Source organism: Aureimonas phyllosphaerae (assembly GCF_047943035.1).
In the GTDB taxonomy this organism is placed as follows: domain Bacteria; phylum Pseudomonadota; class Alphaproteobacteria; order Rhizobiales; family Rhizobiaceae; genus Aureimonas; species Aureimonas phyllosphaerae.
Genome location: NZ_CP181348.1, coordinates 79,431 through 101,284, shown reverse-complemented (window position 1 = coordinate 101,284; position 21,854 = coordinate 79,431). Strand labels below are relative to the sequence as shown.

Annotated in this window: 17 protein-coding genes; 13 read left to right on the top strand and 4 right to left on the bottom strand. The window is 70.1% G+C overall.

Annotated elements, in window-relative coordinates; translation table 11 throughout:
• Positions 1–477 precede the first annotated feature (477 nt).
• From polA to ACLNGM_RS00415, 13 genes are all read left to right on the top strand, one after another.
• Positions 478–3,387, top strand: a complete 2,910-nt coding sequence (gene polA / locus ACLNGM_RS00475) for a DNA polymerase I (protein WP_416356732.1) — start codon at positions 478–480, stop codon at positions 3,385–3,387.
• A gap of 2 nt (positions 3,388–3,389) precedes the next feature.
• A complete protein-coding gene (gene pyrF, locus ACLNGM_RS00470; protein ID WP_416356731.1) occupies positions 3,390–4,097 on the top strand; it encodes an orotidine-5'-phosphate decarboxylase in 708 nt (235 codons plus the stop codon).
• Positions 4,098–4,111: 14 nt separating this feature from the next.
• Positions 4,112–4,408 carry a DUF1330 domain-containing protein gene (locus tag ACLNGM_RS00465; protein ID WP_416356730.1) on the top strand — a complete coding sequence of 99 codons (297 nt, stop codon included), beginning with the start codon at positions 4,112–4,114 and terminating at the stop codon, positions 4,406–4,408.
• Positions 4,405–4,974, top strand: a complete 570-nt coding sequence (locus ACLNGM_RS00460; protein ID WP_416356729.1) for a GNAT family N-acetyltransferase — start codon at positions 4,405–4,407, stop codon at positions 4,972–4,974. The genes ACLNGM_RS00465 and ACLNGM_RS00460 overlap by 4 nt, the downstream gene beginning before the upstream one ends.
• Positions 4,975–5,088: 114 nt before the next feature.
• The gene (phaZ, locus tag ACLNGM_RS00455; protein WP_416356728.1) at positions 5,089–6,696 is read left to right on the top strand and encodes a polyhydroxyalkanoate depolymerase; all 1,608 of its coding nucleotides are present in this window, start codon (positions 5,089–5,091) and stop codon (positions 6,694–6,696) included.
• Between the two features lie 101 nt (positions 6,697–6,797).
• Positions 6,798–7,229, top strand: coding sequence for a DUF2852 domain-containing protein (locus tag ACLNGM_RS00450; RefSeq protein WP_416356727.1), 432 nt, complete (start codon positions 6,798–6,800; stop codon positions 7,227–7,229).
• 123 nt (positions 7,230–7,352) lie between these two features.
• Positions 7,353–8,111, top strand: a complete 759-nt coding sequence (locus tag ACLNGM_RS00445) for a M48 family metallopeptidase (RefSeq protein WP_416356726.1) — start codon at positions 7,353–7,355, stop codon at positions 8,109–8,111.
• 92 nt (positions 8,112–8,203) lie between these two features.
• A complete protein-coding gene (locus ACLNGM_RS00440) occupies positions 8,204–8,893 on the top strand; it encodes a phosphoribosylanthranilate isomerase (RefSeq protein WP_416356725.1) in 690 nt (229 codons plus the stop codon).
• Positions 8,890–10,113, top strand: coding sequence for a tryptophan synthase subunit beta (trpB, locus tag ACLNGM_RS00435; protein WP_416356724.1), 1,224 nt, complete (start codon positions 8,890–8,892; stop codon positions 10,111–10,113). Before ACLNGM_RS00440 ends, trpB begins: the two co-directional genes overlap by 4 nt.
• The gene (gene cutA, locus ACLNGM_RS00430; protein ID WP_416356723.1) at positions 10,110–10,439 is read left to right on the top strand and encodes a divalent-cation tolerance protein CutA; all 330 of its coding nucleotides are present in this window, start codon (positions 10,110–10,112) and stop codon (positions 10,437–10,439) included. Before trpB ends, cutA begins: the two co-directional genes overlap by 4 nt.
• 19 nt (positions 10,440–10,458) lie before the next feature.
• A complete protein-coding gene (gene trpA / locus ACLNGM_RS00425) occupies positions 10,459–11,286 on the top strand; it encodes a tryptophan synthase subunit alpha (protein ID WP_416356722.1) in 828 nt (275 codons plus the stop codon).
• A gap of 80 nt (positions 11,287–11,366) precedes the next feature.
• Positions 11,367–12,278, top strand: coding sequence for an acetyl-CoA carboxylase, carboxyltransferase subunit beta (accD, locus tag ACLNGM_RS00420; protein ID WP_416356721.1), 912 nt, complete (start codon positions 11,367–11,369; stop codon positions 12,276–12,278).
• An 8-nt stretch (positions 12,279–12,286) separates the two neighbouring features.
• Entirely contained in the window at positions 12,287–13,624 is a 1,338-nt protein-coding gene (locus ACLNGM_RS00415; protein WP_416356720.1) for a bifunctional folylpolyglutamate synthase/dihydrofolate synthase, read from the top strand.
• A 65-nt stretch (positions 13,625–13,689) separates the two neighbouring features.
• Here ACLNGM_RS00415 and trxA read toward each other — a convergent pair whose 3' ends face one another.
• The 4 genes from trxA to ACLNGM_RS00395 form a co-directional block, all read right to left on the bottom strand.
• Positions 13,690–14,010: a thioredoxin gene (gene trxA, locus ACLNGM_RS00410; protein ID WP_055893715.1), complete on the bottom strand. Its 321-nt coding sequence runs from the start codon at positions 14,008–14,010 to the stop codon at positions 13,690–13,692.
• Between the two features lie 128 nt (positions 14,011–14,138).
• Positions 14,139–17,765 (bottom strand): double-strand break repair helicase AddA, encoded by a 3,627-nt coding sequence (addA, locus tag ACLNGM_RS00405; protein WP_416356719.1) that lies wholly within the window; start codon positions 17,763–17,765, stop codon positions 14,139–14,141.
• Positions 17,762–20,872, bottom strand: coding sequence for a double-strand break repair protein AddB (addB, locus tag ACLNGM_RS00400; RefSeq protein ID WP_416356718.1), 3,111 nt, complete (start codon positions 20,870–20,872; stop codon positions 17,762–17,764). The genes addA and addB overlap by 4 nt, the downstream gene beginning before the upstream one ends.
• Before the next feature lie 203 nt (positions 20,873–21,075).
• Complete coding sequence (locus tag ACLNGM_RS00395) at positions 21,076–21,789, bottom strand: nucleotidyltransferase family protein (protein WP_416358525.1); 714 nt, start codon at positions 21,787–21,789, stop codon at positions 21,076–21,078.
• Positions 21,790–21,854: the final 65 nt, after the last annotated feature.

The window sequence follows — 21,854 nt, the reverse complement described above, 5'->3', positions numbered from 1 at the left end:
CGCTTACGCCCCGGACGGGTCCGGTCCTGCGATAGCGCGCCTCGGCGCCGGACGCAAAGCGCGAGGCGCAGGCCGTTCCTGTCGCGGCTGCGCAACAGCAGAGGCGAAATCGATGCGGTGAGGAAAGGGGGGAGGTGAGAAAAGAGCCGTCGCGGACTGGAGGGGGGTTGTCGCGACGGCTCCTTCTCAATAGAGCGGGATCCCGTGAGGGGGGATGGGATCATCCGCTCCGACATTCGGCTCAAAGCGGGGGACGAGCTTGAGACCGAAGCACGACGTCATCGTGTGCGTCGTTGCTCAGAAAATGCGCCTTGACAGGTTTAAGTTCAATGGGATTCGATCACGAACGCGTGATCGAAGGCATTAAACCTTTGTAATCTGAAACCGCTGCGCATGCCATGAAACGCAAGGGTTGCATGGCCTTCGCCCCGGTGCCTGCGATGGACAGGACGCGCCCCCCGCGATACGACCCATCCCATGCAAAAGGGCGATCATCTCTTCCTCGTCGACGGTTCGGCCTACATCTTCAGGGCCTACCACGCGCTGCCGCCGCTCACGCGCAAGTCCGACGGGATGCCGGTGGGCGCCGTGTCCGGCTTCTGCAACATGCTGTGGAAGCTGGTTGAGGAGTCGCGCGACACCTCGGTCGGCGTCGCGCCGACGCATTTCGCCGTCATCTTCGACCACTCCTCGACGACGTTCCGCAACGCGCTCTACGACGGCTACAAGGCCAACCGGCCGGCGCCGCCGGAGGACCTGCGCCCGCAGTTCGCCTTGATCCGCGAGGCGGTGCGCGCCTTCGACCTGCCATGCATCGAGAAGGAGGGCTTCGAGGCCGACGACCTGATCGCGACCTATGCGCGGCTGGCGCGCGAGGCGGGCGGGGACGTGACGATCGTGTCCTCCGACAAGGACCTGATGCAGCTCGTCGGGCCCGGCGTCATCCTCTACGACCAGATGAAGGACAAGCGCCTCGGCCCGGAGGAGGTGCGCGAGAAGTTCGGCGTCTATCCGGAAAAGATGATCGACCTCCAGGCGCTGGTCGGCGACAGTTCCGACAACGTGCCCGGCATTCCCGGCATCGGTCCAAAGACGGCGGCCGATCTGCTGGAAACCTTCGGCACGCTGGAAGCGCTGCTGGAGCGCGCGGACGAGATCAAGCAGGCCAAGCGCCGCGAATCGATCCTCGCCAATGTCGACCAGGCGCGCCTTTCCAAGCGCCTCGTCACGCTCGACCAGCACACGCCGCTCGACGTGCCGCTCGACGACCTCTTCATCCACGAGCCCGACGGTGAGAAGCTCGTCGCCTTCCTGAAGGCGATGGAGTTCACGACGCTGACGCGTCGCGTCGCCGCCAAGCTCGGCACCGACGCCGCCGACGTCGCGCCCGCCAAGGTGGACGCCAAGGCCCCCGCGCGCGGCCCCGACCTCGACCCCGCCGCGCCGGCCGGCGACACGCAGCTCGCCATGAGCCCGAAGGCGCTGGCCGCCGAGCGGCTGGCGCAAGCCGCCTCGCAGCCCGTCGACCGCTCGGCCTACGTGACGATTCGCGACGAGGCGACGCTCGAGCGCTGGATCGCGCGCGCCTACGAGACCGGCATCCTCGCCTTCGACACCGAGACGACCTCGCTCGATGCGATGAAGGCCGATCTCGTCGGTCTGTCCGTCGCCGTCTCGCCGGGAGAGGCCGCCTATGTCCCGATCGCCCATGTCGGCGAGGGGGCGGGCGACCTCCTGTCGGGCGACGAGGCGAAGGAGGGTGTCGGTGCGCAAATCCCGCTCGGCCGCGTCCTCGACCTCTTGAAGCCGGTGCTGACCGACCCCGCGATCCTGAAGGTCGGCCAGAACGTCAAGTACGATTATCTCGTCATGCTCCGGCACGGCATCGCGCTTCAGCCCTTCGACGACACGATGCTGATCTCCTATGTGCTCGACGCCTCGTCGTCGCTCGAGGGGCACGGCATGGACGAATTGTCCGAGCGCCTCCTCGGCCACAAGCCGATCAGCTACCGCGAGCTCGTCGGCACCGGCAAGGCGGCCAAGGCCATCGCCGCCTGCCCGATCGACAAGGTGACGGAGTATGCTGCCGAGGACGCCGACGTGACGCTGCGCCTCTGGCGGGTGCTCAAGCCCCGGCTCGCCGCCGAGGGCATGATCTCGGTCTACGAGCGGCTGGAGCGGCCTCTCGTGCCTGTCCTCGCCCGCATGGAGGAGCGCGGCATCCGCGCCGACCGGCAGATCCTGTCGCGCCTGTCCGGCCGGTTCGCCCAGAAGGCGGCGGGCCTCGAGGCCGACATCCACATCCTCGCCGGCGAGCCGTTCAACATCGGCTCGCCCAAGCAGCTCGGCGAGATCCTCTTCGGCAAGCTCGGCCTGCCCGGCGGCAAGAAGACCAAGACCGGCCAGTGGGCGACCGACGCCAAGCTCCTGGAGGACCTCGCAGCCCAGGGCCACGACCTGCCGCGCCGCATCGTCGACTGGCGCCAGATCACCAAGCTGAAGGGCACCTATACCGACGCGCTCCCCGTCTACATGGACGAAGCCGATCGCATCCACACGTCCTACTCGCTGGCTTCGACCACGACCGGCCGCCTGTCCTCGTCGGAGCCCAACCTCCAGAACATTCCCGTACGCACGCAGGAAGGCCGCGAGATCCGCACGGCCTTCGTCGCGGCGGGCGGCCACAAGCTCCTGTCGGCGGACTACAGTCAGATCGAGCTGCGGCTCCTCGCGCACATGGCCGAAATTCCTCAGCTCGTCGAAGCCTTCCAGGCGGGCCAGGACATCCACGCGACCACCGCCTCGGAGATGTTCGGCGTGCCCGTCGAGGGCATGCCGGCGGACGTGCGCCGCCGCGCCAAGGCGATCAATTTCGGCATCGTCTACGGCATCTCGGCCTTCGGTCTCGCCGCCCAGCTCGCGATCCCGCAGGGCGAGGCGGCAAGCTATATCAAGCGCTATTTCGAGCGCTTCCCCGGTATCCGCGACTTCATGGACCGCACCAAGGCCTTCGCCAAGGAGACGGGCTATGTCGAGACCCTGTTCGGCCGGCGCGCGCACTATCCTGACATCCGCTCCTCGAACCCGCAGGTGCGCGCGGCCGTCGAGCGCGCCGCGATCAACGCCCCGATACAGGGCACGGCCGCCGACATCATCCGCCGCGCGATGATCCGCATGGAGGACGCGCTGCGCGCCGAGCGCCTGTCGGCCCGCATGCTGCTGCAGGTGCACGACGAACTCGTGTTCGAGGTGCCGGACGAGGAGATCGAGGCAACGATCCCGGTGGTGAAGCGCGTCATGGAAGGCGCGGCCGACCCGGTGGTGGAACTCGTCGTGCCGCTCGTCGTCGACGCCCGGGCCGCCGGCAACTGGGACGAGGCACACTAGAGATGAGCGACATGAACGCGCTGAGCCCCCGCGACCGGCTGATCGTCGGCCTCGACGTGTCCTCCCGGCAGGAGGCCGAGGCGATCGTCACGGAACTCGGGGACGAAGTCGGTTTCTACAAGATCGGCTACCAGCTCGGCTTTGCCGGCGGTCTGCCGCTCGTCGGCGAGCTCACGCGCATGGGCAAGAAGGTCTTCCTCGATCTCAAGCTGCACGACATCGCCAACACGGTGGAAAAGGGCATCGAAAGCATCGCGGGGCTCGGGGCCGCGATGACGACGATCCACGCCTATCCGCAGGTGATGCGCGCGGCGGCCAAGGCGGCCGACGGCACCAACCTCTGCGTCCTCGGCGTCACGGTCCTCACCTCCCTGTCCGACGAGGATCTTCGAGAGTCCGGCTACGGCGGCTCGGTGTCGGACCTCGTCGAACTGCGCGCCCGCCAGGCGGCGGACGCCGGGATCGGCGGCATCGTCGCCTCGGCGCAGGAAGCGGCGCTGGTGGGCGCGCTTCTCGCGCCCGGCATGGCGCTGGTGACGCCCGGCATCCGGCCGGCCGGCAGCGAGGCCGGCGACCAGAAGCGCGTCGTGACGCCCGGCGACGCCCTGCGCAACGGCTCCACCCATCTCGTCGTCGCGCGGCCCATCATCGCGGCCCCCGACCGCCTCGCCGCCGCCCGCGCGATCCTCGCCGAAATGCGCGACGCCTGAACAGGAGACCCCCCATGTCGAAGGCCTACTGGATCGCCCGCGTCGACGTCCACGACCCCGAGCGCTACCCGGACTACGTGACGACGGCGGCCCCGGCGATGCAGCGCTTCGGGGCACGCTTCCTCGTGCGCGGCGGCCCGTTCCAGGCGCTGGAGGGCTCGTCGCGGACCCGCAACGTCGTCATCGAGTTCGCCTCGATGGAGGACGCGATGGCCTGCTACAACTCGGCCGAATACCAGGCGGCGAAGGCGATCCGCGAGGCGGTCTCGGAGGCCGACATCGTGATCGTCGAAGGCCACGAGCCGAGTTGAACGGACGCAAGGCGTTCCGTGGCATGGCGCCCGAGGGCTACCGCATCCGCATGATGGAGCCGGGCGAGGCCGAGCGGCTGCGCGCGATCGACGCCGCGGCCGACCGGCTCCTGATCGAGGCCGGACACATCCCGGACACCGGCCCCATTCCGATCGAGCGCTTCGTGCCGTTCCTCCTCGCGCACGAGGTCTTCGTGGCGGAGGCGAAGGGCGGCGAGGCGGTGGGCTTTGCGGCCGCCGCAGACCTTGCCGACCTCACGAAGGACCCGGCCGCGAGCGGCTGCTACTGGCTGTCGGGCCTCGGCGTCGATCCCGCCCACGGGCGTCGCGGCCTCGGCTCGGCGCTTCTGGCCAGCGTGGTGGAGCGGGCGGGATGGTTCTTCCACCGGGCGGTGGGTCTCTCCACGGCGCGCGGTCTTTCGATCGGCGAAGCCTTCTACGCGCAACGGCGCTTCGTCGCTGTCGATGATGCCGATCTGACGCCAGCCCTGCGCCAGCGACGCGATGTGGAATGGCCGGCCGGGGCGCCGGACGGCTCCCGCGTCGTCATGGTCCGCTGGCTGTGACGGCAGTGCGTTCAAGGCGTTAGTCGGGCAATTAACTTGCACGGCACCAATTCGGTGCCATGTTCTACAGACCGGGCCGTTTCGGCTCATTCCGTTCCGTCGTCGTGGGAGTGCATGTTGTACGAATTCTACGAGTGGAACCACGCGGTCCTCGCCCCCTTCCGCGCGGTGGCCGACGCGACGAAGGCGATCTACCAGAACCCGCTGAACCCGATCTCGCACACCGAGATGGGTCGCACGGTGGCCGCAATGGCCGAGCTCTTCGAGCGCACCACTCGTGTCTACGGCAAGCCGTCCTTCGACCTCCACGACACGTTCGTCGACGGCATGCGCGTGCCGGTCATCGACAAGCCGGTCTGGCGGAAGCCGTTCGGCACGCTTCTCCATTTCGAGCGGGCGCTGCCCGAAGGCCGCAAGCCCGACCCGCGCTTCCTGATCGTCGCCCCGATGTCGGGCCACTACGCCACGCTGCTTCGCGGCACGGTCGAGGCGCTCCTGCCCTACGGCGAGATCTACATCACTGACTGGCAGGACGCGCGCACGGTGCCGCTTTCGGCCGGCCGCTTCGACCTCGACACCTATGTCGACTACGTCATCGAGATGCTGCGTTTCCTCGGCCCCGGCGTGAACGTCATCGGCGTCTGCCAGCCGGCGGTGCCGGTGATGATGGCGGTGGCCCGGATGGAGGAGGACGAGGATCCCTGCCATCCCGCGACGATGACGCTGATGGGCGGGCCGATCGACACGCGCGTCAATCCGACGGCGGTCAACAAGCTCGCCAAGGACAAGGGCATCGACTGGTTCCGCCAGAACGTCATCATGAAGGTGCCGTTCCCGCAACCCGGCTTCATGCGCGAGGTCTATCCCGGCTTCCTGCAGCTCACCGGCTTCATGTCGATGAACCTCGACCGCCACCTCATCGCCCACAAGGACTTCTTCTGGCACCTCGTGAAGAACGACGGGGATTCGGCCGACAAGCACCGCACCTTCTACGACGAATACAACGCGGTGATGGACCTCACCGCCGAATTCTACCTCCAGACGGTGGAAGAGGTCTTCATCAAGCACTCGCTGCCGCGCGGCACGATCACCCATCACGGCAAGCGGCTGGACATGGGCAAGATCCGGCGCACGGCCCTCCTCACCGTCGAGGGCGAGAACGACGACATTTCCGGCGTCGGCCAGACGCGTGCCGCGCACGACCTCTGCCACAACATCCCCGACGACATGCGCGTCCACTACCTGCAGCCGAAGGTCGGCCATTACGGCGTCTTCAACGGCTCGCGCTTCCGCGCCGAGATCGCGCCGCGCATCGTCGACTTCGCGCTGACGCACGGCCATCGCGCCGCGCCGACGGCGCCGGTCGCCGTGGAGGCCGCCGACGAGGCGAGCCTCCAGCCGCCCGCCGCGCTCGACGAGGCGAGTCTGCCGGAGGATGCCGTGGCCTCGGCCGTCGCCGTGTCGGGCGACGTACCGTTCGGCGGGGCCGAGACCCACGACGGTTCCGCGCCGGATAGCTCCGCGTCGGACGAGGCGCCGCAGGCACGGGATGACGTACCGTCGGTGATCGCGGTGTCGGGCGATGTGCCCTTCGCTGCGGTCGAGACGCACGGCAGCTTCGAGCCGCCCGCGCCGCCGGTGCCGGACGGGGGAGGCGACCACCTGTCGGGCGCGCCGATCCTGCTCGATGCCATTCGCGAGGCCAAGAAGCACGGTCGCTGACGTCTCACGTCGTCTTGCGTTGAAGCGAAAGAAATCCGTCACCATGTCATGAAGCGGGATCCTCGCCCGCTTCCCATGGGCACTGGTTGATGGACACCGACATGACGTCACAAGCTTTGATCCGTCCCGCCTGGACGCCGGCCACGATCGCGCTGATGGTTCTGGGCTTCATCGTGTACTGGCCGCTCGGCCTGGCCATGATCGCCTACATTCTCTGGGGCGACCGCCTCGAGGTCTTCCGCCGCGACGTCGGCCGGGCGACCGACAGCGTCGCCGCGACCTTCCGCCGCTCGGGCGCGCGCATGCCGTTTGCGGCCGAGCGCACCGGCAACGTCGCCTTCGACGACTGGCGCGAGGCCGAGCTGAAGCGCCTCGACGAGGAGCGCGCCAAGCTCCACCGCATGAGCGCCGACTTCGAGACCTATGCGCGCGAGCTTCGCCGCGCCAAGGACCAGGAGGAGTTCGACCGCTTCATGACGACGCGCCAGCGCAAGGGCGACGTGGTCGACGCCGAGTTCGTCGACGTCCGCTGAGCATCCGCAAGCTTTCGTCCGATCGGGCCGCCGGCATCGTGCCGGCGGCCTTTTTCGTGGGCGTTGCCGGAGGCGCCCGGCGCGGCGTATGAAGCTCGCCGGGGCGAGGCGAAGCGGCGGGCGATGACACGAGGACTCCTGGAACGGCTGACGGGACGCGGACCGAGGCCCGCCCTGCCCGAGACGCTGGTTCTCGGCGACCGGCCGGTGCGCCTCGAGGTCCGCGAGCACCCGACCGCGCGGCGCATCATCATGCGTCTGGCGCCCGGCGGCGGCGCGCTGCGCCTCACCGTGCCGCGCCGCACCCCTGCCCGGACGGTTCTCGCCTTCCTCGACCGCCATCGCGGCTGGGCCGAGGAGCGCCTCTCGATCGCGCCCGGACGCGTGCGTGTGGCGCCCGGAATGCTCCTGCCGATGCGCGGCGTCCCCCATCGCCTCCTGCACGATCCGGCCTGCCGCACCGCGCGCTTCGAGATGGGCGGAGGGGAGGCGACCCTGCGCGTCGGCGGCGAGTTGCCGCATCTCGCGCGCCGCGTGCGCGACGTCCTGAAGCGGGAGGCGCGACGCGACCTGCAGGCGGCGGTCGATCGCCATGCCGCGGCGGTCGAGCTCCTGCCGCGCTCGCTGACGCTGAAGGACACGACCAGCCGCTGGGGCTCGTGCACCGCCGACCGCCGGCTCGCCTTCTCCTGGCGCATCGTGATGGCGCCGCCGGCCGTCCTCGATTATCTCGCCGCCCACGAAGTGGCGCATTTTCGCGAGATGAACCATGCCCCGGCCTTCTGGACCCTGTGCCGCAGCCTCTGCCCGGAAACCGAGGCCGGGCGGCGCTGGTTGAAGGAGCGGGGCTCGGAATTACATGCCTTCGACTTCGAACCCTGAGCCGGCGGGTCCAAGCGCTTTACACCGCGGGGTCTCAGGCGCGATAAGTGCCTGTTGAATCGTCGTTTCCGCATCCGAAAGCGTCTGCCAGCGTGACCCGCCCGCATATCAAGATCTGCGGCCTCAAGACTGAAGGCCATATCGACACGGTGCTTGCGCGCGGCTGTTCGGAGGTGGGCTTCGTCCATTTCGAGCGCAGCCCGCGCCATCTCTCGATCGAGGACATGATCCGCCTGCGCGCCCATGTCGGCGGCCGGGCGCTGGTGACGGTCGTCACCGTCGATCCCGACGACGAACTGCTGAAGCGGCTCGCCGCCCGTGTCCGCCCCGACGTGATCCAGCTGCATGGCTCCGAGACGGCGGCGCGCGTCGCCGCGGTGCAGGCGCTGACCGGGGCGACCGTTATGAAGGCGATCCCCGTGGCCTCGGCTGGGGATCTCGAGGAGATCGAGCGCTTCCGCCCCGTCGCCGACCGCATCCTTCTCGACGCGCTTGCGCCCAAGGCCTCGAACATTCCCGGCGGCAACGGCGTGTCCTTCGACTGGGGCCTCCTCGATGCCCTCGAGAGCCGCGACTTCACCCTGTCGGGCGGCATCAATCCGGACACGATCGAGGCGGCCGTGCGGCGCGTCGCGCCGCGCGGGCTCGACGTCTCGTCGGGCGTCGAGCGTGAGCCGGGCGTCAAGGACGACGGCCTGATCCACCGCCTGTTCGATGCTTTCGAAGCGGCCGTCGAGGCCGGCCCGCTCCCCCTTCACGAAGAAAAGCGCAGGTTCGCATGACCGAGATCCCGACCCCGAACTCCTTCCGCATGGGGCCCGACGAGGACGGTCTGTTCGGCCAGTTCGGCGGCCGTTTCGTCGCCGAAACGCTGATGCCGATCATTCTCGATCTCGAGGAGGCCTATCGCACGGCCAAGACCGACCCGGCCTTCCGCGCCGAGCTCGGCGACCTGCAGACGCACTACACCGGCCGCCCAAGCCCGCTCTATTTCGCCGAGCGGCTGACCGAGCATTTCGGCGGCGCCCGCGTCTACTTCAAGCGCGAGGAACTGAACCACACCGGTTCGCACAAGATCAACAACTGCCTCGGCCAGATCCTGCTCGCCCGCCGCATGGGCAAGACGCGCATCATCGCCGAGACGGGTGCCGGCCAGCACGGCGTGGCGACGGCCACCGTCTGCGCGCGCTTCGGCATGCCCTGCGTCGTCTTCATGGGCGCCACCGACGTCGAGCGTCAGAAGCCCAACGTCTTCCGCATGAAGCTGCTCGGCGCCGAGGTGCGGGCGGTGACGGCGGGCGCCGGCACGCTGAAGGACGCGATGAACGAGGCGCTGCGCGACTGGGTCACCAACGTCGCCGACACCTACTACCTCATCGGCACGGCCGCCGGACCGCATCCCTATCCCGCCATGGTGCGCGACTTCCAGCAGGTGATCGGCGACGAGACGCGCCAGCAGATGCTGGACGAGACCGGCGCGCTGCCCGACGCGGTGGTCGCCTGCGTCGGCGGCGGCTCCAATGCCATCGGCATGTTCCGCGCCTTCCTCGACGATCCCTCCGTCGCGATCTACGGTGCGGAAGCCGGTGGCCACGGCATCCACATCGAGAACGGCCACGCCTCCTCGATGAGCGGCGGCCGGCCGGGCGTCCTCCACGGCAACCGCACCTATCTCCTGCAGGATGCCGCCGGGCAGATCATGGAAGGTCATTCGATCTCGGCCGGCCTCGACTATCCCGGCGTCGGCCCCGAGCATTCCTGGCTGCGAGACACCGGCCGCGTCACCTACGTGCCGGTGACCGACGAAGAAGCGGTCGACGCCTTCCACCTGTGCACGCGTCTCGAGGGCATCATTCCGGCGCTCGAGTCCGCCCACGGTCTCGCCCATGTCGGCAAGCTGGCGAAGACCATGGGACGCGAACAGTCGATCGTGCTCTGCCTGTCGGGGCGCGGCGACAAGGACGTCAACACGATCGCGGCCCGGATGGGCCTCGAGATGTGACGCATCCCGGCGCGCTCGACGTCACCGTCGCCTGTCCCGACGAGGCGACGGCGCGCGAGATCGCCGACAGCCTGCTCGGCCGGCGGTTCATTGCCTGCGCGCAGCTGTCCGCGCCGGTCGAGAGCCGCTACCGCTGGAACGGGGCGCTGGAGAGCGCGCGCGAGGTCGTGCTGGTCCTGAAGACGCGCGCCGACCTCTTCGAGCCGGTGGCCGGCGCGATCCGCGCGCTCCATCCCTACGAGGTGCCGGCGATCACGGGACAGGCCGTGATGGCGGATGCGCCGACCTTGAGATGGATCGCCGACGCCTGTATCGCATCTTCATGACGAACGGCCGGGGCACACCATGACGACACGCATCGAGACGCGCTTCGAGGCACTGAAGGCGGAAGGACGCCCCGCGCTCGTCACCTTCATCATGGCGGGCGACCCCGATGCCGGCACGACGCTGGAGATCCTGCGGGCGCTGCCCGGCGCCGGCGCCGACCTGATCGAGCTCGGCATGCCCTTCTCCGATCCGATGGCCGACGGCCCGGCGATCCAGCGCGCGGGGCTCCGTGCGCTGCAGGCCGGCGAGACGCTCGGCCGCACGCTCGACACGGTGCGCGCCTTCCGGCAGGAGGACGATGCGACGCCGATCATCCTGATGGGCTACTACAATCCGGTCTTCATCTACGGTGTCGAGCGCTTCGTGGCCGACGCGAAGGACGCGGGCGTCGACGGCCTGATCGTCGTCGACCTGCCGCCCGAGATGGACGGCGAGCTTTGCCTTCCCGCGATCGAGGGCGGCCTCAACTTCATCCGCCTGGCGACGCCGACCACCGACGAGCGGCGCCTGCCGGCGGTCCTGAAGAACACGTCCGGCTTCGTCTACTACGTCTCGGTCAACGGCATAACGGGTTCCGCGGCCCCGGACACGACCGCCGTCGCGACCGCCGTCGGGCGCATCAAGGCGAAGACGCCGCTTCCGGTCTGCGTCGGCTTCGGCGTGCGCACGGCCGAGCAGGCCGGCGCGATCGGTCGCCACGCCGACGGCGTCGTGGTCGGTTCGGCGCTGGTCGCCGCGATCGAGGCGGCGCAGGACGGCGGGACGCCGGCCATGGTCGAGGCCGTGACCGGGCTGGTGCGCGATCTCGCCGGCGGCCTTCGGGACGCCCGCCTTGCGGCCGCCTGAAAAGGCCGCCATCTAGCAGTCGAAGGCCGGGCCGCCGCAGCGCCGCGCCCGCCGTACGTGTTTCGAAGGACCAGGCTCCCGTGAACTGGATCACCAACTACGTCCGCCCGAAGATCTCGAGCCTTCTTGGCCAGCAGCCGCGCGAGGTGCCGGAAAACCTCTGGATCAAGTGTCCCGAGACCGGCGAGATGGTCTTCCACAAGGACCTCGAGGCCAACCAGTACGTGATCCCGTCCTCGGGCTTCCACATGCGCATCGGCGCGCGCGACCGGCTGACCACCTTCTTCGACGACGGGATCTTCGAGGAGATCACGCTGGAGAAGGTGCCGGTCGACCCGCTGAAGTTCCGCGACGAGCGCCGCTACGTGGACCGCCTAAAGGATTCCAAGGCCAAGACCGGCATGGAGGATTCCGTCCTCGTCGCCTGCGGCGCGATCGAGACGCTGCCGATCGTCGCCGCCGTGCAGGACTTCGCCTTCATGGGTGGCTCGCTCGGCATGGCGGCGGGCGAGGCGATCGTCACGGCCGCCGAAACGGCGGTGGAGCGCTCGCGCCCCCTCGTGCTCTTTGCCTCCTCGGGCGGCGCGCGCATGCAGGAGGGCATCCTGTCTCTGATGCAACTGCCGCGCACGACGGTCGCCGTCGACATGGTGAAGGAGGCGGGGCTTCCCTACATCGTTGTCCTCACCAACCCGACGACGGGCGGCGTCACCGCCTCCTACGCGATGCTCGGCGACGTTCACATCGCCGAGCCCGGCGCCCTGATCGGCTTTGCCGGTCCGCGCGTCATCGAGCAGACCATCCGCGAGAAGCTGCCCGAGGGGTTCCAGCGCTCCGAATACCTGATGGAGCACGGCATGGTGGACATGGTCGTCCACCGGCATGAGCTGAAGGGCACGATCGCGCGGCTTCTCAAGGTGCTGACGAAGACGCCGCTGGCGGTGCCCGCCGAAGAGGTGACACCGTCTGCCGAGCCCGCAGCGGCGGCCTGACGGGCGCGATGAGCGCGACGAGCCTCGCGGCGGGCGAGATCGCCCGCCTCCACGAGCGCATGCCGAAGGGCATCGATCTCGGCCTCGACCGCATCCGTCGGCTTCTTACAGCCCTCGGCGAGCCGCAGCATCGGCTCCCGCCGGTGATCCATGTCGCCGGCACCAACGGCAAGGGATCGACGGTCGCCTTCGCGCGCGCGATCCTCGAAGCGGCGGGCAAGGGCGTTCACGTCCATACCTCGCCCCATCTCGTCGACTGGCACGAGCGCTACCGGATGGCCGGCCCTGCGGGCGCGCGCGGTGCGCTGGTCGACGACGCGCTTCTCGCCGAGACGGTGCGGCGCGCGGCAGCCGCCAACGGCGACGAGACGCTGACCGTCTTCGAGCTCCTCAGCGCCGTCGCCTTTCTCCTGTTCTCCGAGCACCCGGCCGATGCCGTGCTGCTTGAGGTCGGCCTCGGCGGTCGCTTCGACGCGACCAACGTGGTGGATCGCCCGGCGGTGACCGCGGTCACCTCGATCTCGCTCGACCATCAGGCCTACCTCGGCGACCGCGTCGAACTGATCGCCGCCGAGAAGGCCGGCATCTTCAAGCGCGGCTCGCCCGTCGTGATCGGCCCGCAGACGGAGCCGACGGCGCTCGAGGTCCTGCGCGACCACGCCCGGCGCACCGGCGCGCCGGTCTTCATCCATGGGCAGGAGTTCCACGCGATCTCCGAGCGCGGCCGCCTCGTCTATCAGGACGAGTACGGGCTTCTCGACCTCGCGCTGCCGCGCCTTCCCGGCCGCCACCAGATCGGCAACGCCGCAACCGCGATCGCCGCCGTGCGCGCCGCCGGCTTCAGCCCGAGCGCCACCGAGATCGAGCGCGGCATTGCGGCGGCCGAGTGGCCCGGCCGCCTCCAGCGCATCACCGCCGGTCCGCTGGTCGCGCTGGCGCCCGAGGGCTCGGAAATCTGGCTCGACGGCGGGCACAATCCGGGCGCCGGCCTCGTCATCGCCGAGGCGATGGCCGACATGGAGGAGCGGGTGTCGCGCCCTCTGGTCCTGATCGCCGGCATGCTGAACACCAAGGAGCCCAAGGGCTTCTTTGAGGCCTTCGCGGGCATGGCGCGCCATGCCTTCACCGTGCCGATCCGCTCGTCGGATGCCGGCGTCGACCCGGTGGTGCTGGCGGACGCGGCGCTGGAGGCCGGGCTCGACGCCGAGCCGGCGGCCGACGTGTCGGCCGCGATCCGCCGCGTCGCCTCGCACTGGCGCGGCGGGCCGGCCCCGCGCTTCCTGATCTGCGGCTCGCTCTATCTCGCCGGCGACGTCCTCGCCGAGAGCGGCCTCGCGCCGCGCTGAAACCTCACGAAAAAAGCCCGCGACCGGCAAGCGGCGCGGGCTTCTGGTTGCCGTGAACCGAAGGCTCAGGCGGCGTTCTGGTTGATCCAGGCGAGAAGCTGGCTCTTGGCGGCAGCGCCGACCTTCACCACCGGCTCCTGACCGGGGTTGAAGAGCATCAGCGTCGGGATCGAGCGTACGCCGAACTGCGCGGCCAGATCCGGGTTCTCGTCGATGTTGACCTTCACGATCGACACCTTGTCGTTCTCCTCGGAGATCTCCTCGAGGCTCGGCGCGATCATCTTGCAGGGGCCGCACCACTCCGCCCAGAAGTCGACGACGACCGGCTTGCCGGCCTCCAGGACGTCGGACTGGAACGAGGAACTGTCGGTCTTCTTGGTGGCCATGGGGCGCTCCGATGACGCATGGGCTGCGAGTTGAGCCATTGCGCGATGGTTCGAGAAAGAGCCGGCGCGCGGGAATCGCCTGGGGCCGGTCTCGGGTGTTCCATAGGTAGAAGGGAGGGGCGACCGGTTCAAGCCGCCGCGCCCCCCGCAGCGCTGCGGGCCGCCCGCTCGGCCAGCGCCTCGGCCATCGCCTGTTCCGTCACCTCGATCAGTCGCGGTCCCTCGCTGTAGAGGAGCGCGGCCCGGATCCGTCGGCCTTTGAAGAGCGGACGCACCATCTCGGCATAGAGCGCGAGCTGCAGGAGATGGGCGGCGGGAACCGCGGCAAGCGATTCGGGAAACGGTCTGTTCGTCTTGTAGTCGAGGATGTGAACGGCATCTGCCGTCACCGCCAGCCGGTCGATCGCGCCGCTGACGGCATAGCGTCGCCCGGCAAGCTCAATCTCGCCGGCCACCGCGACCTCCGCCCGATTGCCGGAGCCGAAGAAGGGGGCATAGGCGGGCTCGTCGAGGATCGCGAGCGCCTGGCCCGCAATACGGGTGGCTTCCTCCTCGCCCAGCGCTCGGCCTTCGCGCCGGGCGAAGTCATGCGCTGCCACTTCGCGCGCCTCCGGGGCGAGATCCGGCAATGCCTGAAGGAGGCGATGGAGAAGAAGGCCGCGTCGCACGCCGGTGCCGGGCCGCCCCGCTGCGCCCAGCACCGGCGAGGCCGACAAGGCCCCTTCGTCGTCCATCGCCGCGACCTCGATCCGGCTACCGCCCGATGCCGTGGACGGCTGCAGGGGGCGCGGCGGCAGGTCCTCGGGCGCAAACTTCGACAGGTCGAGCGCGCGGAAGACCGGCGCGTCGGGCGCCGCTATCGGCGGAAGGGCGTCCCCCTCCAGTTCCGAGCCGAGGCGCCAGGCGATGGTCTCGCCCGTGCCGGTGTCCTTGATCTCGCGCGCGTGCGGCTTGAGGGCCGCCTCGACCTTTTGCAGCCAGGACGCCTCGTCCGGCCCGCGTACCCCTGACAGGCCGCAGACCACCAGCCGGTCGGCCGCGCGCGTCAGCCCGACATAGAGGAGACGGCGATACTCGTCCTCGGCGCGCGCGCGCTCGGCCTCCCGCAGGCGCGTGACCGCCGCATCGCGTGCCGACAGGTCCGGGCACCAGAGGAATCCCGGCGGCATGCCGGGCGGCAGGCCGGGCATATCCGACCATTCCATGAGCTTGGCGCCGTGCGAATGGCTGAACGGGGCCGAGCCCGGATCGACCAGGAAGACTACCGGCGCCTCCAGTCCCTTGGAAGCGTGCGTCGTCATGATACGCACCTCGCCGCGCCCATGCTCCATCTCGCGCTTGATTTCGGGCGGCGAGGCGGCGAGATCGGCGAGGAACGCCTCCAGTCCGCCGCGCCCCGCCTGCTCTTCGGCGAGAGCCAGATCGAGGAACGCGTCCACCACGTCGCCGGCATCGCGGCCGAGCCGCGCGACGAGCTTCGCGCGGCCCTCCTCGGGGCCGAGGATGCGCGCGAAGAAGGTGAAGACGGTCTCGAAGCCGGCGCGACGGCGCAGCTCCTCCAGCCGGTCGAAGGCGCCGGCGGCCTTGTCGCGCAGCCGCTCGCGCGCCGCACCCGTCACGAAGGCGGGCACGCGTTCCGCGCCGCCCGGCCGCGCGAGGCGGCGCAGCGCGAAGTAGAGCGCCTCGGGCTGCTTCGTGCCCTTGCGCGACAGGGCGAGCGCCATCAGTTCGTCGTCGCTGAAGCCGAAGAGCGGGCTTTTCAAGGCGGCGGCGAGCGACAGCTCGTCCTCGGCGTTCGACACGGTGCGCCCGAGCGCGACGAGGTCGGCGACGGCGATGTGGTCTGTGATCACCAGCCGGTCGGCCCCCGCGGCGGGTATGCTTGCGGCCCGCAGCGCCGCGCCCATCGCCGCGACGAAGCCGGAGCGCTTGCGAACGAGGATCAGGACATCGCCGGCGTCGAGCGGCCTCAGCTTTCCCTTCACGCGGATCGGACGGCCGATCCAGTCCCTGATGCGGCTTGCGATGCGCGCGGCAAGGCGATGGGCGGGCGAGGATTCCGGCTGGAGATCGACCGGCGTCAGCCAGTCCTCGTGCTGGGGAACGGTCGCCGGCACGACGACCGGCCAGACCTCGATCAGGCCGGGATCGGCGGTGCGCGTCGAGACGTGGACGGGGGGAGCGTCCTCCGACTGGAGACCGCGCCGGTCGGCGGGGTCGGCGAAGACCTGATCCACCGCCCGCAGAATCTCCGGCACGGAGCGGAAGGACTGGTGAAGCTCGACGGCCGCGAACGGCCGGTCCCCGCCCTCGGCGAGAGAGCGCAGATAGCGCCGTTCGGCGTCGAACATCTCCGGCGAGGCGCCCTGGAACGAATAGATCGACTGCTTCTCGTCGCCGACTGCGAAGACCGTGCGCGGCCTGACGCTCGCCGAGGCGCCGGCGAAGAACTCCTCGACCAGCTGGCGCACCACCTGCCACTGGCGCGGGCTCGTGTCCTGCGCCTCGTCGACGAGCACATGGTCGATGCCCTGGTCGAGCTTGAAATGGACCCAGGCCGAGGCGTCCGCGCGCAAGAGAAGATCGGCGGTGCGCACGATCAGGTCCTCAAAGTCGAGCCGCCCGCGCCGGCGCTTGAGCGCCGCGTAGTCAGCCTCGAGCTTTTCGGCGATGGTGAGGGCCGCGCCGCTCGCACGCGCGAGGCGCAAGGTGGCGAGCCGCTCGCGCCGCTCCTCCAGGAACTCGGCGAGCGTCTCCAGCCGCTCCTCGAAGTCGGCGAAGGCGCCCGATACGGCCTTGGTCGCGACGCTTGACGCCTTGTAGCGTCCGCCATCGGCCTTGAAGACGACCGAGCAGAGAGCGGCAAACCGCGCCTCCGGCGTTGCGGCGCTCTCGACGAGGGCGATCTTGGCGGCGAGCTTCGCGTCGGTCGCCTTGCCGCTGCGCTCGGCGGCTTCAGTCAGAGCCTCGCGAAAGCTGTCCTCGAAGCCCGGCGGATCGATCGCCGCGCCGAGCGCGCTCGCCTCCGTTTCGCCGGGCTGAAGACCGAGCGCCCGTCGCAGGCGCTCCTCGGCCGCCTCGCGGCCGCCGACGGCTTCCAGATGCCGGCGCAGCCGGTCGCGGCGCCCGACGATCTCGCCGAGCAGCGCGTCGAGGCCCCATTCGCCCCCCATCGACAGGGCATCGGCGAAGGCGCGCGCGATCGCCGCGTCCTCCGCGTCCTGCCCACCGGGATCGTCCGGGGTCGTGCGAGCGCCCGAGATCAACATGCGCCGGGCTTCGGCAAGAAGGAGCGCGCTCTCGGTGTCGTCCAGCACCTCGAAATGGCCGGGGATGTTGGCTTCCAGCGGAAACTGGTGGAGCACGGCCTCGCAGAAGGCGTGGATGGTCTGGATCTTCAGGCCGCCCGGCGCCTCGAGCGCCCGTGCGAAGAGGCGGCGCGCCTCGGCGAGACGTTCCCTCGACGGCGCGCGCTTGTCGAGATCGCCGATCGCTTGTCGCAGGGTCGCCTCGTCCGTCACCGCCCAGTGCGAGAGGCGCGCGAAGACGCGGGTCTGCATCTCGGCCGCCGCCGCCTTGGTGTAGGTGAGGCACAGGATCTTGGATGGCTCGGCGCCCGCCAGAAGCAGCCGCACGACGCGCTCGGTGAGGACGTGCGTCTTGCCAGATCCGGCGTTGGCCGCGACGAAGACCGAGCGTGCGGGATCGGAGGCGATGCGCTGCGCCTCGATCGTGGTGGGAAGCACCTCGCTCATTCCGCTGCGTCCTCGTCTGCGGCGCCGGCACCCGCCGCCGTCCATTCCCGCGCCCGGGCGAGATGGTCGTAGGGGCCCGAGAAGTCGCCGGCCTGGAAGGGGCGGGCGCGCGACAGGTAGCCCTTCTCCGGGTTGCGATAGGCGGCCGCCAAGCCACGAAAGGCGCCGAGCGCGGCGTCCGACAGGTCGTCGCCCGACTGCGGCTCGCCCGTTCGGCCGCCGTTGTGCGCGAGACGCTCCTCGTAGAAGTCGCGTTCGCGAAGGCGCACGTAGAGGAGGTCGCGCACGGAAGACACCGGGCCGAGCTTCTCGAAGCCGACGAGCCGCGCCATCGCGCCCTCCAAGGGCAGCTGCGGACTGAGAAGCGTGCGCGCCTGTTTCACCGAGGGCGTGGTGCCGGTCTTGTAGTCGATGATCTCCACCGAGCCGTCGCGCATCCGGTCGATGCGGTCGGCATAGCCATGGAAACCGACGCCGATCCCGGGCAGGTCGAAGGCGCCCTTCACCTCGGTCAGGCGCTCGGCGACGTCCGGCGCGCGTTCGCGCTCCCAGGCGATCATGTTGGTCGCCAGCGTCTCCATGCGTGGCCACCAGACGGCCTCGATCTCGGGCGGCAGGGCGGCATCGTCGAAGGCCTTGCGCGCGATGGCGAGGAGCTGGTCCCGCGCGTCCTCGGCATCGGGATCGATGCCGTCGTCCACGAAGCGGCGGAGGATCGCGTGGTAGAGGTCGCCGCGCTCCGGCGCGCCGGGGGCGCGGATCATCTCGGGCAGGGGATCGAGTCGCAGGACGCGGCGGGCGTAGACCGCATAGGGGTCGCGCACCAGCGTCTCGACCTCGGTGAAGGAATGCCGGATCGGCCGCCGGTCCATCGGGGGCTTGGGTTCCGGCCGCGGCGCGCGCGGCTCCTCCGCCCGCTCGTCGAGCCGGCGCGCATGGTGGAGGTAGGTCTCGCCGCGGGTGCGCAGGGCGCTCGCACCGTCCGGTCCCGCCAGCGTCAGGATGCGCTGGAGCCAGCGCGAGGGGATGGCCGGCGCGCCGCCGGCGCGGTGCGAGCGCGCCATCACGACGCGGCAGGCGCCGAGCGCCATCCAGATGTCGTGGGCCGCGAGGCCGATGCGGCGCTCCGGCGGATCGAGCTCGATCTCCGAACGCATGATGCGCGACAGGAAGGCGTCGGAGCGCGCCGTGCCGGGCCATGTGCCCTCGTTCAGCCCGCCGAGGATCATCACGTCGACACTCTGCAGCCGCGCCTCCAGAGCGCCCCAGATGAAGACGCGCTGCGACAGCCCACCGCGCGGCCGCACGTTGATCGAGCGCATCAGCGCCAGCGCCACGTCGGGCAACTCGGGCGCGCGGAAGGCGAAGCCGGTTTCCGGCGCGGCCACGAAGGCGCGCAGCATGTCGCGCAAGGCCGCGCCCGCCTCTTCGGCATAGAGGGCCGTCGGCGCGCCGTCCTCGTCCGCCGCCAGCGCTTCCAGAACCCGCGTCAGGCAGACGGCGTAGTCGGCGAGCTCCTGCTCGCCCCCGTCGCGCAGGTCGGACAGGGGCTGGAGCGCCGCCTCCAGCCGTTCGGCGAGCGCCTGCGCGGCGTCGCGGTCCTCGTCCGGCACGAGCTGCACCGGGCGCGGAGCACGGCCGTCCTCGGCCTCCGCGGCCTTGCGGCGTTCGGCAAAGAGCTTTGCGAGCCTTGCCCCGTCCGCGACGCCGCAGCCGCCGCGCAGCGCGATCAGCTCGATCGTGCGTGCCGCCTCGCGTGCGCGCCCCGGTGCGAGCCCGAGCCGCAGGAGCGGGTGCTTCAAGAGCGACAGGAGGGTGATCGGGTCGCCCGGTTCCAACGCCACCGACAGCGCGAGCAGGCAGAAGGTGCCCGGCGGCGTCGCGTGCAGCGGGCGGCCGGCGGAATCGTTGGCGGCGACGCCGAAGCGCTCGAGCTCGGCCGACACGCGCCGGGCAAGGTTGCGGTCGGGCGTCGTCAGCGCGACGGTCGCGGACGGGTCGGTGAGCGCGTCGCGGATCGCGACGGCGATGGCCAGCGCCTCCTCGCGCTCGTCCGCGGCCTCGATGAGTTCCAGCCCGTCCAGCGCCTCGCCGCCGTGCCGCCGATCGGCATCGGACCAGGCGTCGGTGGTTTCGGCCGGGCGTAGCGCATCGGACAGGAACTTCTCACGCGCCAGAAGCGGATGGCCCCGGTCGGGACACAGGAGCTCGATGCCCTCGCGCTCCACCAGAAGCCCCTGCAGGATGCGCTTCAGGGCATGCTGCGGGTGGCCCGGCGCCGCGATGGAGCGGGAGCGATCGATCGCATCGAAGCTCTTTTCGTCGAGATGGCAGTCGACGCCCGGTAGGATTACCGCGCCGTTCGGCAGCACCGCCACCGCGCGCAGGAAGCGCAGCGTCGAGGGCGCCGTCGCCGTCGAGCCCGCGACGAGGATCGGCCCTCGCGAGCCGCTGGCTTGGAGCCGCTCCGCTTCCGCGTCGAACCAGCGGCGGCGCAAGCTCGCGCGGTCCTCGACCCCGCGCTCCTTCAGGATCGCCGGCCACTGCTCCGACAGGATCGACAGGAAGGTCAGCGTCAGCTGCCACCATTCGGCGAGGCGGTCGGGCGCAAGGCCCGTCAGCTTGTGCAGGCCCGCCTCTTCCGTCACCGCCTCATCGAGAAAGGCGCAGAGGTCTTCCGCCGAGTAGAGCGCGTCCGCCGCCGAGGCCGGCAGCACGATCTCCTCGTTCGCAAGAAGGCGCAGCGCCTGCCGGTTCAGGCCGTCCTTCCAGAAGCGCACGAGACGCGCGAGCAGGAGGTGCCGCTCCAGCGGGTCCATCGCCGGCGCCAGCGTCTTGCCGAGATCGACGAAGGCCGCACCTTCGTCGGCTTCCGCCAGCGTGCGGATCGAGGGCAGGATGGCCGATCCGCCGCCCATCGCCCGCGCGAACTCGCCCGCCAGGGAGCGCGCCGCGCGGCGCGTCGGCACCAGGATCGTCAGGCCGGCCAGCGCCAGCGGATCGGTGGAAAAATCCTCGCCCGGCAGAAAGCGCCCATCGAGCACGCCGCGCACGAGCGTCGGCAGGAACGGCAGGGCAGGGGCGATGGAAAAGACATGCGAGGGCATTGCAGCCACCCTAGCTGATGGGGATGGCAGGGTTCCACCCCGCACCCCGCCAGGGGAAATGATTTCCCCTGGACCCCTCTTCTCTTGAGGGATGTTCGGGGATGGGGAGGGCCGCTGGCCCTCCCCATCCCCGAAAACGTCTCAAAACAAAGCAGGGGTTCGGGGACGTCAGGCCCCGAGCGGGGATCGGGGCGGCAGCCCCGCTACGCCCGCTCGGCCCGCGTCGCGCTGGCGGTGAAGGCGGATTCGGCCTCGGCGATGGCGCGGGGGGTGCCGACGGTGATCCAGAGCCCGTCGAGGCGCACGCCGAAGAGGCGCTCGGCCTCGATGGATCGGTCGAAGACGCGATTGAGCGAGAAGGTCTCCTCCGGCAGGTCGCGGAAGAGATCGGGCTTCAGGATGCCGGCGCCGGCATAGATGAAGGGGCTCATGTCCCGCTCGGCGACGCGGCGCAGGCGCCCTTCGCGATCCATGGTAAAGTCGCCGCGCCCCTCGTAGCCGGTGGCCTGCCGCATCTCGGCGATGAGGAGCGACATGTCGGCCTCGTCGGGATTCCAGAGATCGGCGAGGAGGTCGAGGTTGTCGCGGTAGCCGTCGATCCAGAACGTATCGGAATTGATGAGATAGAACGGATCGTCGCCGATCAGCGGCAGGGCGCGCACGATGCCGCCGCCCGATTCAAGCAGCTTGTCGCTCTCGTCGGAGACCAGCACCTCCATGTCGCGGCGCTTGCGCAGGTGGGCGCGCATCAGGTCGGCCATGTAGTGGACGTTGACGACGACGCGCTCGACGCCGTTGCGGGCGAGCGCGTCGAGGCCGTAGTCGATCAGTGCCTTGCTGCGGATCTCGACCAGCGGCTTCGGAATGGTCGAGGTGATCGGGCGCATGCGCTTGCCGAGACCCGCGGCGAGGATCATCGCGGTCTTCGGCTTCGGGGCGCGGGGCAGACGGGCGGGAATGATGCGGGCGTTCACGTCGGGCT